The organism is Streptomyces sp. CBMA123 (assembly GCF_014596465.1).
In the GTDB taxonomy this organism is placed as follows: Bacteria; Actinomycetota; Actinomycetes; order Streptomycetales; family Streptomycetaceae; genus Kitasatospora.
The window spans coordinates 1-14,803 of sequence record NZ_MECK01000126.1 but is presented as its reverse complement, the minus strand read 5'-3'; the positions used below and the strand labels follow the sequence as shown (position 1 = coordinate 14,803).

The 14,803-nt window shown below is 74.3% G+C and carries 10 protein-coding genes; 9 read left to right on the top strand and 1 reads right to left on the bottom strand.

The window, feature by feature from the left end; translation table 11 throughout:
* The first annotated feature begins 50 nt into the window (after positions 1-50).
* The gene (locus BG452_RS16600; protein WP_317621080.1) at positions 51-581 is read left to right on the top strand and encodes an Rv3654c family TadE-like protein; all 531 of its coding nucleotides are present in this window, start codon (positions 51-53) and stop codon (positions 579-581) included.
* On the opposite strand, the gene BG452_RS16595 is transcribed toward BG452_RS16600, so the two are convergent.
* A complete protein-coding gene (locus tag BG452_RS16595) occupies positions 576-2,987 on the bottom strand; it encodes a DEAD/DEAH box helicase (protein ID WP_188305077.1) in 2,412 nt (803 codons plus the stop codon). The genes BG452_RS16600 and BG452_RS16595 overlap by 6 nt on opposite strands.
* A 222-nt stretch (positions 2,988-3,209) precedes the next feature.
* Between BG452_RS16595 and bldG the strand changes: the two genes are divergently transcribed.
* The 8 genes from bldG to tmk form a co-directional block, all read left to right on the top strand.
* Positions 3,210-3,551 carry an anti-sigma factor antagonist BldG gene (gene bldG, locus BG452_RS16590; RefSeq protein WP_188305076.1) on the top strand — a complete coding sequence of 114 codons (342 nt, stop codon included), beginning with the start codon at positions 3,210-3,212 and terminating at the stop codon, positions 3,549-3,551.
* Between the two features lie 155 nt (positions 3,552-3,706).
* Positions 3,707-4,126, top strand: coding sequence for an ATP-binding protein (locus BG452_RS16585; protein WP_188305075.1), 420 nt, complete (start codon positions 3,707-3,709; stop codon positions 4,124-4,126).
* Between the two features lie 184 nt (positions 4,127-4,310).
* Entirely contained in the window at positions 4,311-4,679 is a 369-nt protein-coding gene (locus BG452_RS16580) for a cyclophilin-like fold protein (RefSeq protein ID WP_188305074.1), read from the top strand.
* A 213-nt stretch (positions 4,680-4,892) separates the two neighbouring features.
* A complete protein-coding gene (locus BG452_RS16575) occupies positions 4,893-5,684 on the top strand; it encodes a hypothetical protein (protein ID WP_188305073.1) in 792 nt (263 codons plus the stop codon).
* A 302-nt stretch (positions 5,685-5,986) separates the two neighbouring features.
* Positions 5,987-7,519, top strand: a complete 1,533-nt coding sequence (locus BG452_RS16570; protein WP_188305072.1) for a methyltransferase — start codon at positions 5,987-5,989, stop codon at positions 7,517-7,519.
* Between the two features lie 226 nt (positions 7,520-7,745).
* On the top strand, positions 7,746-8,204 hold the full coding sequence (locus tag BG452_RS16565) for a DUF3592 domain-containing protein (protein WP_188305071.1): 459 nt from the start codon (positions 7,746-7,748) through the stop codon (positions 8,202-8,204).
* 449 nt (positions 8,205-8,653) lie between these two features.
* Complete coding sequence (topA, locus tag BG452_RS16560) at positions 8,654-11,515, top strand: type I DNA topoisomerase (RefSeq protein ID WP_188305070.1); 2,862 nt, start codon at positions 8,654-8,656, stop codon at positions 11,513-11,515.
* A gap of 372 nt (positions 11,516-11,887) precedes the next feature.
* On the top strand, positions 11,888-14,803 hold a 2,916-nt coding region (gene tmk / locus BG452_RS47080; RefSeq protein ID WP_188305069.1), incomplete at its 3' end, for a dTMP kinase.

Here is a 14,803-nt window from a genome sequence, read left to right as displayed (position 1 = left end):
GCCGCGCGGGAGGACGTGCTGGGCGGCCGCACGGAGGGAGGTGGCGGCCCGTGGCCCGTCTGACCGGCGCTCGGTGGGCGGCTCGGTGGGCCGCGCGAGTTCGCGCCGCCCGGGCCGCCGCGCCCGGCGGGAACGGGTACGCGGCGGACGCGGGTTCGGCGACGGTCTGGCTGCTCGCCCTGGCGATGCTGGGCACGGTGGTCTTCGCCGCGACCATCGCGGTCGGCGCGGTGGTCGCCGCCCGTCACCGGGCCGAGTCGGCCGCGGACCTGGCGGCCCTCGCGGCCGCGGACCGGCTGCTGCTGGACCCGGACGGCGGCTGCGGTCGGGCCGCTGGGATCGCTGCGGCGCAGGGCGCCGGGCTGGTGTCCTGCGCGGTGGACCGCTCGGCGGATGCCGTCGAGGTGGTGGCCGAGGTGCCGGTCGGCGGTCTCCCGCTGCGACTGCCGGTCGGTCCGGCGCGGGCGAGGGCCCGGGCCGGACCGGTCCGGGCACCGGTCAGCACGGCGGAGGACGGTCTCGGCGCGGTGCGGGGCGGCGCGGAGGACGCGGCGGTCGCCGAGGAGGGGGTGGCCTCATGAGGCGGCCGGCGCTCCACCGTCCGAGCCCGCCGCGGAGTCCGTCGCGGAGTCTGTCGCGGACTCTGCCGCAGGGCCTGTCGTTGAGGCCGCCTCGGGTGCCCCGGCCAGCAGGACGTCCAGCAGCCGGACGGCGGCCGCCTTGTCCAGCGGGTCGTTCCCGTTGCCGCACTTGGGCGACTGGACGCAGGACGGGCAGCCGCGCTCGCACTCGCAGGCGGCGATCGCCGCGCGGGTGGCGGTCAGCCACTGGACGGCTCGCTGGAAGCCGCGTTCGGCGAAGCCGGCCCCGCCCGGGTGGCCGTCGTAGACGAACACGGTGGGCAGCCCGGTGTCGGGGTGCAGTGGGACGGAGACGCCGCCGATGTCCCACCGGTCGCAGGTGGCGAACAGTGGCAGCAGGCCGATCGAGGCGTGCTCGGCGGCGTGGGCGGCGCCGGGCAGCCGGTCCAGCGGGAGGTCCGCGTCGAGCAGTTGGTCCTCGGTGACGGACCACCAGACCGCCCGGGTGCGCAGGGTACGGGGCGGGAGGTCGAGCTTGCTCTCGCCCATGATCTCCCCGGTGGAGATCCGCTTCCGGAGGTAGCCGACCACCTGGTTGACCACCTCCACGGAGCCGAAGCTGAGCCGGCCCTCGCCCCAGTGGACGGTGGTGTCGGTGTCGAGGACGGAGATGGAGGTGATGTCACGGGCGGCCGTGGTGTACGGCGGGCCGGCCGGTTCGACCAGGGCGACCGAGTCCTCCAGGTCGAGCTCCCGGACCAGGTAGGTGCGGCCCTGGTGGAGGTGGACGGCCCCGGTGTGGACGGTGGTGTGAGCGGCCGCGGCGTCCACCGTGCCGAGCAGTCGGCCGGTGTCCGCCTCCACGATCTGCACCGGGCTGCCACCGCTGCCCCGCAGGTCGACGGCGTCGGCCGCGCGCTCCCGGCGGGTCCAGTACCAGGAGCCGTCGGTGCGCCGGCGCAACAGGCCGCGCCGTTCCAGCACCGGCAGCAGCGGTGCGGTGGACGGGCCGAACAGCTCCAGGTCGGCATCGGTGAGCGGGAGTTCGGCCGCGGCCGCGCACAGGTGCGGGGCGAGCACGTGCGGGTTGTCGGGGTCGAGCACGGTGGCCTCGACGGGCGTCGCGAACAGTGCCTCCGGGTGGTGCACCAGATAGGTGTCCAGCGGGTCGTCCCGGGCGATCAGGACGGCCAGCGCGCCCTGGGCCTCCCGGCCCGCCCGCCCGGCCTGCTGCCACAGCGAGGCCCGGGTGCCGGGGTAGCCGGCCATCAGGACGGCGTCCAGGCCGGAGATGTCGACGCCGAGTTCGAGAGCGGAGGTGGAGGCGAGTCCGAGCAGTCGGCCGGAGTGCAGATCGCGCTCCAGGGCCCGGCGTTCGTCGGCGAGGTAGCCGCCGCGGTAGGCGGCCACCCGGTCGGCGAGCGGTCGACCGAGCTGGTCCTGGGTCTGTAGCGCGACCAGTTCGGCGGCGCGCCGGGAGCGGACGAACACGACGGTCCGGGTCTGCCGTTCGACCAGGTCGGTCAGCAGGTGCGCGGCCTCGGCGGTGGCGGTGCGGCGCACCGGGGCGCCGTGCTCGCCGACGTTCTCGGTCAGCGGCGGCTCCCAGAGGCCGAAGACCATCGGTCCGCGCGGCGAGCCGTCCTCGGTGACGGCCACGGCGGGCAGGCCGGTCAGCCGTCGGGCGGTGGCGGCCGGGTCGGCGGTGGTGGCGGAGGCGAGCAGGAAGGTGGGTGACGAACCGTAACGGGCGCAGATGCGGCGCAGCCGCCGCAGTACCTGGGCGACGTGTGAGCCGAACACGCCCCGGTAGCTGTGGCACTCGTCGACGACCACGTAGCGCAACACCTTGAGGAAGGAGGACCAGCGGGCGTGCGCGGGCAGGATGCCCCGGTGCAGCATGTCGGGGTTGGTGAGCACGTAGGAGGCGTACTGGCGGACCCACTCGCGCTCCTCGGGCGGGGTGTCGCCGTCGTAGAGGGCGGCCCGGACCCTCGGCGGGGCGAGTTCGGCGGCGCGGCGGCGCTGGTCGGCGGCGAGCGCCTTGGTCGGCGCGAGGTAGAGCGCGGTGGCGCCGCGGCCGTTGCGGGCCTCGGTGCCGTCCAGCAGGTCGCTGAGCACCGGTGCCAGGTAGCCCAGCGACTTGCCCGAGGCGGTGCCTGTGGCGATCACCACAGTCTGGCCGCTTTTGGCCAGGTTCATCGCTTCTGCCTGGTGCGCCCAGGGCTGTTCCACGCCGACGTCCAGGGCCGAGGCGACGATCTCCGGTCGGATTGAGTCGGGCCAGGGCGAATAACGCGCAGGTCGGGCGGGAAGGTGCTCCGTATGGGTGAGCCGGTCGGCCCGCCCCCGACTGTTGGACAGGGTCGTGAGCAGTGCCTCGGGCAGGCTGTGTCGGGGCGGCATGAGGACCCAGTGTGTCACTGGCGTGACGGAGAATCGTCGTAAGCCATCGTGCGGCCATGGTCGCAGGTGGTTGAATGTGGCCGTGACGGCCGTATGGCCGTGGGTCGCAGCGCTGAGGCTTGCCACGCGTTGGTTTGGCACGCTCGGGCTCGCGACCATGCGGTGGCGGCCGTCCGGCCGAGGATCGCACATGACGTAGCAAGGCAAGGTGCTGGAGGTTCCGTGGACCTGTCCCTGTCGACCCGTGCAGTCGGCGATCGTACGGTCGTCGAGGTTGGCGGCGAGATCGATGTGTACACCGCCCCGAAGCTGCGGGAGCAGCTGGTCGAGCTCGTCAACGACGGCAAGTACCACCTCGTCGTCGACATGGAGGGCGTCGATTTCCTCGACTCGACCGGCCTCGGCGTGCTCGTCGGCGGTCTGAAGCGAGTGCGCGCCCACGAGGGCTCGCTGCGCCTGGTGTGCAACCAGGAGCGCATTCTCAAGATTTTCCGGATCACCGGTCTGACCAAGGTGTTCCCGATCCACACCTCGGTGGACGACGCGGTCGCCGCGACCGACTGACGCGTCCGGGCCGGTCCGTGTGGCCGGCCCGCCCGTTCCACGCGTCCGGGTGCGGGGCCCGCGTGGCCCCGCACTCCCCGGACGTCTCAGGGCCGGTCGAACCGGTCCGCGGGGCCGCATCGCCGGCCCCGGTCGGAGCACCCCGAGGGGGAGAGATGGCAACCGTCGAACTTCGATTCAGCGCGCTTCCCGAGCACGTGCGGACGGCCCGGTTGGTCGCCGCGGCCGTCGCCAGACGGGCCGGGGTCGACGAGTCGGTGCTCGACGAGGTACGGCTCGCGGTCGGTGAGGCCTGCTCCCGCGCGGTCGGTCTGCACCAGCGTGGTGGGATCGGCGGCACGGTACGGGTCGCGTTGACCGACCAGGAGAAGCGTTTCCTCATCGAGGTCGAGGACGAGGCCGGCCCCGCCGCCGTCCCGACCGCCGGCGCCGCCGAGGGCGGCGACCCGGACGAGGACACCCTGGGCCTCGCCGTGATCACCGGGCTGGTGGAGGACCTGGAGGTCGCCAACGGCACCGACGGCGGCGTGATCCGGATGAGCTGGCCGCTCTCGGTCGCCTCTGTCGCGGTCTGACGGCACCGAGCGGACTCGGCGGACTCGGCGGTCCCATGCGGCCGAGGGCCGCTCCTGCGCCGCGCCCGGGATTCCGTTCCGTTCCGTGGGCAGTCGTTGACAAATTGTTGAGCCTGGCGGTTCGTTGCTTCCGGCACGACCGGGTCCGATCCTCGATCGGACCTGTCGCGGAACGAGGAAGTACATGCGGATGCGCATCCTGTGGCCGACCGGGCAGGCCACCGCCACGCTGGCGGCCACCCCCACCACCGAGGCGCTCTGGGCAGCGTTGCCGATCGGTTCGACGGCCGAAACCTGGGGCGAGGAGGTCTACTTCGGCACGCCCGTCAGCGTGCTGCGGGAGGCCGGCGCCCGGCAGGTGGTCGAGCCGGGCACGGTCGCGTTCTGGACGGACGGCGACAGCCTCGCGCTGCCGTACGGCCCGACCCCGGTCTCGCGTGACGGCGAGTGCCGACTGGCCGGCCCCTGCAACGTCCTCGGTCTGCTGGACGGGGACGCGCAGGTGCTGCGGACCGTTCGGCCGGGCGATCCGATCCGGGTCGAGCGGGCCTGAGCGGCGTCGGGGGCGGTGCGGGCGGCGGTCCGGGGCGCGGTGCCCGGAGCGGGAGTTCGGGGTGGGAGCTCGGCGCGGTGGTTCGGGGTGGCGGGTCGGGGCGGTGGTTCGGGGTGGGGCGGAACGGGAGCCGGGCAGCCGGGAACCGGGCGCCCGCTGACGGCCGTGTAGGTTCGACGACCGAAGACGACCGAAACCGAAAGGCTTCTCCCGGTGAACAAGCGACTGCTGGCCGTACCCGCCCTCGGCGTGCTGCTCGCGTTCGGCGCCGTCGGCTGTGGCGGCGACGACAACAGCAAGCAGCTGGAGTCCTGGGCGTCGAACGTCTGCGGCGCGGCCAAGGACCCGATCGCCCAGGCGCAGGCCGCGCTCGCCGACACCGCCCAGGTGAAGACCGGTGAGTCCCCGGCGGACCTGCAGAAGCGGCTCTCGACGGACATCGGGCGACTGGCCAAGACCAACCAGGACATCGCGGCCGCGATCGACGCGGCCGGTGCGCCCAAGGTGGACAACGGCGCGGCCCTGCAGAAGGACACCGTCGACGAGCTGAAGAAGGCCGCCGACGGCTACCAGGAGGTCCAGAAGAAGCTGGACGCGCTGGCCACCGACGACCAGGCGAAGTTCGCGGACGCGCTGCACAGCGTCTCCGACAAGCTCCAGCAGATGACCTCGCTGTCCACCCAGGCGCAGAGCAAGCTGCAGCGCGGCGACCTCGGTGCGGCGATGGCCAAGCAGGAGGGGTGCAAGCCCTCCCAGGCCACCCCGGGCGCCGGTGCGGGCGCCGGCGCCGGCGGTTCCTCGGCCACCCCGGGTGCCGGTGCCGCCCCGAGCGCCGGTACCACTCCGAGTGCCGGAGCCTCGGCCTCGGCCGGTGCCCCCGGCGGCGCCCCCGCGCCGGGTGCGACGGACTCCGCGAGCCCGGCGGCCACCCCCTCGGCGGGCAGCGCCGGCACCCCGGCGGCCCCGGCCTCGACCCCGGCCGCCCCGGCGCCGAGCGCGAGCTGACCGAGGGCGGGGAGGCGCCGGGAGGAGGCGCCGGGAGGAGCACGGTGGCAGGAGGGCCGGGGCCGTTCGAAGGAGCGGCCCCGGCCCTCTGCGCGTGAGCGCTGCCGTTCGGGTCGAGCCACTCGGGCCGATGTTCCGTTTCCGGCCGGCGGGGCGCGTCGGTCGGGGCTGGGGCGTGGGGGCTGGATCGTGCTCCCGGTGGGGGCCGACGAAGAGGTGGGCGCCGGGCGCTGGGGGCGCGGTTGGTCCGCCCTGCCGGGCCGGTGGGGCCGGGGTGGGGCGGAGCGGGGGACAATGGCGGGGTGATCAGTAGCCCCGTTCTCGACCCGACCCGTCTGGCCAAGCTGCGCGAGGCGCTGTTGGCCGCCTCGTTCACCGCCGACGGGTGCCTCGACCTGCTGGGGCCCACCGGCTACGCGGCGTTGGCCCGTAGCGAGGCGGTCCCGGCGCTGCGCGCGACGCGTGGCGGCAGCCCGCTGGAGACCCTGGTGCGGCTGTTCCTGCTGCAGCAGCCGGTGCCGTACCGGGCGGCGGCGGCCGCGCTGCCGGTGGAGGACTGCCTGGCGGACGGCTGGCTGCGCCCGGACGGCGATCTGGTGCGGGCCACGGTGGACGTCCGGCCGTACGCCAACGAAGTTGCCGGGATGCCCAGTTCGGATGCCTGGGTGGTCTCCGACCTGGGCTGCGCGGTCGGCGGCGCGGGCGGGATCGGCTCCGGCGAGACCGCGCACGGGGTGGCCCGTAAGGACCTGGTGCTGGGGGTCGGCGGGGCGTCCACGACGCTGGCCAACATCACCGTGCGGCGCCCCGTCCGGGCGGCGCTGGACCTCGGTTCGGGCTCCGGCGTGCAGGCGCTGCACGCGGCCCGGCACGCCGGGAGCGTCACCGCGACCGACCTCAACCCGCGCGCGCTGCGGTTCACCGAACTGACCCTGGCGCTGTCCGGGTTCGACAACACCGAGGTGCTCACCGGGAGCCTCTTCGAGCCGGTCGGGGAGCGGAAGTTCGACCTGATCGTCTCCAATCCGCCGTTCGTCATCTCGCCGGCCGGACGGTTCACCTACCGGGACGGCGGCATGGCCGGGGACGACCTGTGCCGCAGCCTGGTGCGTTCGGCCGCCGAGCACCTGGAGCCGGGCGGCTACTGCCAGTTGCTCGCCAACTGGCAGCACGTGGAGGGCGAGGACTGGCAGGAGCGGCTGGCCGGCTGGGTGGCGGGCACCGGGCTGGACGCCTGGATCGTCCAGCGCGAGGTCCAGGACGTGGCCCAGTACGCCGAGTTGTGGCTGCGTGACGGTGGCGACCACCGGGGCCCGGGCGGCGACTACCAGGCCCGGTACGGCGAGTGGTTGGACGCCTTCGAGGCGGGCCGGATCGAGGGCATCGGGATGGGCTGGATCACCCTGCGGGCGGGCGGCGCCGAGCGTCCGACCGTCCGGGTGGAGGAGTGGCCGCACCCGGTGGAGCAGCCGCTCGGTCCGCACATCGACGCGTGGTTCGACCGGCAGGACTTCCTGCGCTCGCACGACGACGCGGGCCTGCTCGCGGCCCGTTACGTGCTGGCCGACGAGGTGGTCCAGGAGCAGGTCGGCGCGCCGGGGGCGGAGGATCCGGAGCACGTGGTGCTGCGTCACAACCGGGGCATGCGGCGGGCCACCAAGGTGGACACCGTGGGCGCCGGGTTCGTCGGGGTCTGCGACGGGACGCTGTCGGCGGGCGAGATCGTGGACGCCATCGCGCACCTGCTGGGCGAGGACCGGGTGGTGCTGCGGGACCGGGTGCCGGAGTCGCTCCGGCTGCTGACCGAGCAGGGGTTCATCGACCCGGTGCGGTGAGCGCGGTGGGGTGAGCCCGGGGCGATGAAGACGTTCGCTGAACCCGGCGCGGTGACCAGCGCCCGGTGATGCCCGTGCGGTGGAACGCCGCGCGGGCACCCGTGGGTTCACCCGCCCGTACCCGGTGGTTCGTCCGGCGGTCCTGGTCCGGCCGTCCGCCGTTGGTCGGATGCTGTGAGGCTCCGTCCACAGGCTGTGGACAGAGTCGGGGATCCGGGGGCCAGGGGTGGACACGACGACGGCGACCGTGGGCGGGCTGGTGCTCGCCCTCTTCGGTGGCGCGCTGCTGCTCTGGTGCGCCGCCGAAGTGCGCCTTCGCCACCGGGTGCGCCGACGGGGGGTGCCGGTGGTGGCCACGGTCGTCGCCGAGAACGACGCGCACGGCCGGCTCGACAGCGCGCCGCTGCTCTCCTTCTCCGTGCCGCCGGCCGTGGGCGGGTCCGGTGCCGCCCGGATCGCGGAACTGGTGCTCACCCGGCCGCGCGGGCACACTCCGCTGCGCCGTCCGGAGCGGTTCGCGCCCGGTGCCTCGGTGCGGGTCTGCTACGACCCGGACCGGCCCTGCCGGGCGGTGCTGGCGGCGGGGGAGGTCGGCCGGGCGGCGGCCGTGGACCTGCTGTGGAGCGCCCTGGGCGTGGCGTGTCTGGGGGCGGGCGCCGGGCTGCTGGCGGCGGTCGGCCGCTGAAGTCGCAGTCGGGCGGTCCGGTTCGGTTCCGTCCGGTTGAGTTTCGTCCGGTTCGGTCCTGCTTGGTCCGGTACTTTCCCGTTCTGGCCGGTCCCGTCCGGCTTTCGCCGGCCATGGCGGCGCGATCCGGAGAGCGCGATACCGCAAGCACGCCGATTTATCCGTTGACAGATCTTGAAATCCGTCATTCCATCCTCCGGAACCTGCCGAAGCCCCCCTCCGCGGGGCGCGAACCTCCGTCATCGGGTTACCGTTCGAGTGGCGTCGGCGAGTCCGGCAAGCGAAGTAGCGGGAACCGTCCGTTTGACAAGGGTGGCCGGGGTACGGTCACACTCCGCTGGTGGGGTGTCGTCAAGCGGCGACCCCGGGACGGTGGAGGGGTCGGGCGGAGTGCAGCCCCTGCTGCCGGCGCCGACCAGCCACATATGGACCGGGAGAGAAGAGCGAAGGTGTCCCCGAGCAGCGAGACCGCGCACGGACAGCGACTCGTCATTGTCGAGTCGCCGGCCAAGGCGAAGACGATCAAGGGCTACCTGGGCCCCGGCTACATCGTCGAGGCGAGCGTCGGACACATCCGCGACCTGCCCAGCACCGCGGCCGAGGTGCCGGACAAGTACACCGGCGAGGTGCGCCGCCTCGGGGTGGACGTGGACCACGACTTCGCGCCCATCTACGTGGTCAACGCGGACAAGAAGTCCCAGGTCAGCAAGTTGAAGTCACTGCTCGCGGAGTCCGACGAGCTCTTCCTCGCCACCGATGAGGACCGCGAGGGCGAGGCCATCGCGTGGCATCTCCAGCAGGTGCTCAAGCCCAAGGTGCCGGTGCACCGGATGGTGTTCCACGAGATCACCAAGACGGCGATCCAGGAGGCGGTGGCCAACCCGCGCGAGCTGAACCAGCGCCTGGTCGACGCCCAGGAGACCCGCCGCATCCTCGACCGCCTCTACGGCTTCGAGGTCTCGCCGGTGCTGTGGAAGAAGGTCATGCCGAAGCTGTCGGCGGGCCGGGTGCAGTCCGTGGCGACCCGTCTGGTGGTCGAGCGCGAGCGCGAGCGGATGGCCTTCCGCACCGCCTCGTACTGGGACCTGGTCGGCACCTTCGGCACCGGCCGCACCCCGGCCGACGCCGCCAACCCGGAGACCTTCGGTGCCCGGCTGGCCTCGGTCGACGGCAAGCGGATCGCCAGCGGCCGCGACTTCGGCTCGGACGGCCGGCTCAAGGCCGGCAGCGCCAACACCCTGCACCTGGACGAGCAGGCCGTCCGGCAGCTGGCCGCCGCCCTGGAGCAGACCGCGTTCAGCGTCCGCAGCGTCGAGTCCAAGCCCTACCGCCGCTCGCCGTACGCGCCGTTCCGCACCACCACGCTCCAGCAGGAGGCCAGCCGCAAGCTGGGCTTCGGCGCCAAGCGGACCATGCAGGTGGCCCAGAAGCTGTACGAGAACGGCTTCATCACCTATATGCGCACCGACTCCACCACGCTGTCGGACACCGCGATCTCCGCGGCCCGCACGCAGGTCACCCAGCTCTACGGTGCCGACTACCTGCCGGACGCGCCGCGCACCTACGCCAGCAAGGTCAAGAACGCCCAGGAGGCGCACGAGGCCGTCCGCCCCTCCGGCGACCGCTTCCGCACCCCCGCCGAGACCGGCCTGAGCGGCGACGACTTCAAGCTGTACGAGCTGATCTGGATGCGCACCGTCGCCTCCCAGATGAAGGACGCGGTCGGCCAGTCGGTCACCGTCCGGGTCGGTGGCGCCGCCGCCGACGGCCGGGACGTCGAGTTCTCCGCCTCCGGCAAGATCATCACCTTCCACGGCTTCCTCAAGGCCTACGTCGAGGGCGCCGACGACCCGAACGCCGAACTCGACGACCGCGAGCGCCGGCTGCCGCAGGTCACCCAGGGCGACCCGCTGGCCGCCGAGCGGATCACCCCGGAGGGCCACGCCACCAAGCCGCCGGCCCGCTACACCGAGGCCTCGCTGGTCAAGGAGCTGGAGGACCGGGAGATCGGCCGTCCCTCCACCTACGCGTCGATCATCGACACGATCATCCAGCGCCGGTACGTGTTCAAGAAGGGCACGGCGCTCGTCCCGTCCTTCCTCTCCTTCGCCGTGGTCAACCTGCTGGAGAAGCACTTCGGCCGGCTGGTCGACTACGACTTCACCGCGAGGATGGAGGACGACCTCGACCGGATCGCCGCCGGTGAGGCGCAGTCCGTGCCGTGGTTGAAGCGCTTCTACTTCGGCGAGGGCGAGGGCGCGGCCGGCGGTGCCGCCGAGGCCGGCAACGGCGACGGCGACCACCTGGGCGGCCTGAAGGAACTGGTCACCGACCTCGGCGCGATCGACGCCCGGGAGATCAGCTCGTTCCGGATCAGCGACGACCTCACCCTGCGGGTCGGCCGCTACGGCCCGTACGTCGAGCGCGCCTCCGTCGTCGAGGGCGAGCCCGGCCGGCGCGCCGACATCCCGGACGACCTGCCGCCGGACGAGCTGACCGTCGAGCTGGCCGAGGAGCTGCTGGCCAAGCCCAGCGGCGACTTCGAGCTCGGCCCGGACCCGGTCAGCGGCAACATGCTGGTCGCCAAGGACGGCCGCTACGGCCCGTACGTGACCGAGATCCTCCCCGAGGGCACGCCGAAGACCGGCAAGAACGCGGTCAAGCCGCGCACCGCCTCGCTGTTCAAGACGATGTCGCTGGACACCGTCACCCTGGAGGACGCGCTGCGGCTGCTCGCGCTGCCGCGCGTGGTCGGCACCGACGCCGAGGGCGCCGAGATCACCGCGCAGAACGGCCGCTACGGCCCGTACCTCAAGCGCGGCACCGACTCGCGCTCGCTCACCAGCGAGGACCAGCTCTTCACGATCACCCTCGACGAGGCGCTGGCGATCTACGCCCAGCCCAAGCAGCGCGGCCGGGCCGCCGCCGCCCCGCCGCTCAAGGAGCTGGGCACCGACCCGGTCAGCGAGCGTCCGGTGGTGGTCAAGGACGGCCGCTTCGGCCCGTACGTGACCGACGGCGAGACCAACGCCACGCTGCGCAAGGACGACGAGGTCGAGACCATCACGCCGGAGCGCGGCTACGAGCTGCTCGCCGAGAAGCGGGCGCGCGGACCGGTCAAGAAGGTGGCCAAGAAGGCCCCGGCGAAGAAGGCCGCGGCCAAGAAGACGACCACCACCAAGACGGCCGCGACCAAGACCGCCGCCAAGAAGACGGCCGCGAAGAAGACCACCACCAAGACGGCGGCGGCGAAGAAGACGGCGGCCAAGAAGACCGCGGCGGCCGAGACCACCGCGACCGACGAGGGCTGATCCGCCGGCAGGACCACCTGGACGGCGTGCGCGACAGCGGCACCGGGCCCGTGCCCCCGATGGGGGTGCGGGCCCGGGGTCTGTGCGGGGCCCTTCGGGGTGGTGCCGGACGTCCTTCGGGGTGGTGCCCGGGTGTTCGGGGTGGTGCCCGAGTGTCCTTCGGGGTGGTGCCCGGGTGTCCTTCGGGTGCGTGGCGGACGCCCCGCGGGCGGTGCCGGACGTTCCTCGCTGCTGTGTGGGTTCGCGGCTGTGCGGGGATCGCTGCTGTGGGGGGTCCGCGTCTGTGCAGGGATCGTCACAGGCCGGTGATGAGGGCGAACCGGAACCCCGTTCGTCTCAATCGGGCAAAGCCCGGACCGCTACGCTGACCGTATGACGAGCGAGGAGCAGCCCACCCCCAGTGCCGCCCCGGCCGCCAGCGCCACCGGGCCCGACCTGCCTGAGGTCGCGCCCGCCGGAACCCCCGTGGACCGGGCCCGGGCACTGTTGCGGACCAGGACCTACCGGCGCCTGTGGACCACCCAGCTGATCGGCGGCACCGCCGACCGGCTCGGGCTGCTGGTGCTGCTCGCGCTCACCGTGATCGCCGCCGCCCAGGGCGGGCAGTTCGGCGAACTGCCGCGCAGCCTCGCCTTCGCCACCGCCGCCGTCCTCGCCGCCCGGGTGGCGGCCACCGGGCTGGTCGGCGTGGCGCTGCTGGAGCCGGTGCACCAGCTGGTCGCCGGCAAGCTCGACCGGCGCTGGACGCTGTTCGGCGCCGACGCGCTGAGCGCCCTGCTGATCGGCCTCGCGCCCTGGTGGACGGTCTGGCTGGGTTCCTCCGGCTCCAAGCCGTCCGGCGCGGCCACCTACGTGCTGCTCGCCACCGTGTTCCTCACCGGTGCCGCCGAGCGGGTCCGGGGGATCGCCAAGGCCGCCGCCGTCCCCGGCCTGCTGCCGCCGGCCAACCCCTACGCCCCGGCCGCCGAGCAGCGGCCGGCCGCCGCCAACCTGGACACCGTCCGGAGCATCGACCGGTTCACCGGCTGGGTCACCGTGCCGCTGGGCGCCGTCGGCCTGGTCGCGTTCACCCTGGTCAACAACATCGGCGCGGCCCTCGGCTCGGACTGGCTGCGCGCCCACCAGCTGACCTTCGCGGCGCTCGGCGCGGCCGGCCTGTTCGCCGCCGCGGCCGTCCGCGGCTACCTCCAGCAGCTGCCCGGCGGTCCGGTGGCCGTCGCCCCGCACTCGCCGCTGACCGGCCTGCGCGCCCCCACCGACGCCGCCCCCGGGCCCGCCCTGAGCAAGGGCCGCACCGGCAGCGCCCCCTACTTCACCTTCGCCGTCGCGGCCGGCTTCGCCTCGATGGCGGGCGTCGCCGCGCTGGCGCTGCTCACCGCCGCCGAGCACCGGGCCGGTCCGATCGGCTACGGCCTGATCGTGCTCGCCGCGGCCGGGGCCCCCGCCCTGGGTGCCCGGCTCACCCGGGCCACCCTGCCCTCGCTCTCCCGCCGCCGGCTGCTCGCGCTGGCGCTGCTCACCGAGGGCGTCGCGCTGATCCTGGCCGGGCTGGTGCTGGACTTCGTGCTGGTCCTGCTGCTCACCGTGCTGGCCGGCCTGGCCGCCGGGGTCGTCGTCTCGGCCGGGCGCAACCTGCTCGCCCAGGAGGTCGAGGAGGCCCGGCTGCCCAAGGTCACCGAGCACCTGTACGCGGTGCTGCGGGCCGTGGTCGCCGTCGCGCTGGTCGTCGTCCCGCTGATCGCCGCCGGCTACGGGGACGTCGAGTACGGCACCGTCGAGCCCGGCTCCTTCACCTTCATCCACGGCGGCGGTGCCCTCGCCGTCGCCACCTCCGGGCTGCTCACCCTGGTGCTCGCCGCCGTCGTCCTGCTGCGCACCGACGACCGGCGCGGCACCGTACCGTTCGGCCGGGACCTGGTCGACGCGGTGCGCGGCGGCAGCGGCCCGGTGCCGCACCGGGGCGCTGGCACCGGCTTCTTCATCGCCCTGGAGGGCGGCGACGGCGCCGGCAAGTCCACCCAGGCCCAGGCGCTCGCCGAGTGGATCCGCGGCAAGGGCCACGAGGTCGTGCTCACCCGCGAGCCCGGCGGCAGCCCGGTCGGGCAGCGGCTGCGCGGCCTCGTCCTGGACGTCGGCAACACCGGCCTGTCGCACCGCGCCGAGGCGCTGATCTACGCCGCCGACCGCGCCGAGCACGTCGAGAACGTCATCCGGCCGGTCCTCGCCCGCGGCGCCGTGGTGATCACCGACCGGTACATGGACTCCTCCATCGCCTACCAGGGCGCCGGTCGCGACCTGGCCGCCACCGAGGTCGCCCGGATCTCCCGCTGGGCGACCGGCGGGCTGCTGCCCGACCTCACCGTGGTGCTGGACGTCGACCCGACCCGGGCCCGGGAGCGCTTCACCGAGGCGCTCGACCGGCTGGAATCCGAGCCCACCGAGTTCCACCAGCGGGTCCGGGCCGGCTTCCTCGCCCTCGCGGCCGCCGACCCGGCGCGCTACCTGGTCGTGGACGGCAGTCAGGCCCCCGGCTTCGTCACCACCGCCGTCCGGCACCGGCTCGACCGCGAGCTGCCGCTCTCCGAGCAGGAGAAGGCCGCCCGCGCCGAGCGGGAGCGGCTGGCCAAGGAGGAGGCCGAGCGGCGCGCCGCCGAGGAGGCCCGTAAGAAGGCCGAGGAGGAGGCCGCCGAGCGCAAGCGCCAGGAGGTGCTGGCGCAGCTGCGGGCCGAGCAGGCCGAGCAGGAGCGGCTGGCCAAGGAGGAGGCCGAACGGGTCGCCGCCGAGGCCCGGCGCAAGGCCGAGGAGGAGGCCCGCCGCCGGGCGGAGGAGGAAGCGAAGCGCAGGGCCGAGGAGGAGGCCCGCCGCCGGGCGCAGGAAGAGGCCCGGTTGGCGGCGGAGGCCGCCGAGCGCAAGCGGATCGCCGACGAGGCGGCCGCCCAGGCGGAGCTGCAGCGGCAGCGGGAGCTGGCGCGCGAGGAGCAGCGGCGCCGGGCGGAGGAGGCGCTGCAGCGGGCCGAGGAGGCCCGGCTGGCGCAGGCCGCTGCGCTCGCGGCGGCTGCCGCGGCGGCGGAGACGGCTTCGGACCGGGCCGGGTCGGCTTCTGACCGGGCCGGGTCCCCGGCTGCCGGGGATGCGGCCACGACGGAGCTGCGGGCCGCCCGGGACACTCCGCAGGACGCGCCGCGGGACACGCCGCGGGCTTCGGCGGACGGCCTCGGCGACGAGGCGACGCGGGAGCTGACGTTGCGCGACCGGCAGGCGGCGGTCCGGGCGGCGGAGGCCGCCGAG

Excerpts from the sequence above, each read along its gene's own strand:
- BG452_RS16595 (WP_188305077.1), bottom strand. The coding sequence starts at position 2,987 with ATGCCGCCCCGACACAGCCTGCCCGAGGCACTGCTCACGACCCTGTCC.
- BG452_RS16585 (WP_188305075.1), top strand. The coding sequence starts at position 3,707 with ATGGCAACCGTCGAACTTCGATTCAGCGCGCTTCCCGAGCACGTGCGG.
- BG452_RS16580 (WP_188305074.1), top strand. The coding sequence starts at position 4,311 with ATGCGGATGCGCATCCTGTGGCCGACCGGGCAGGCCACCGCCACGCTG.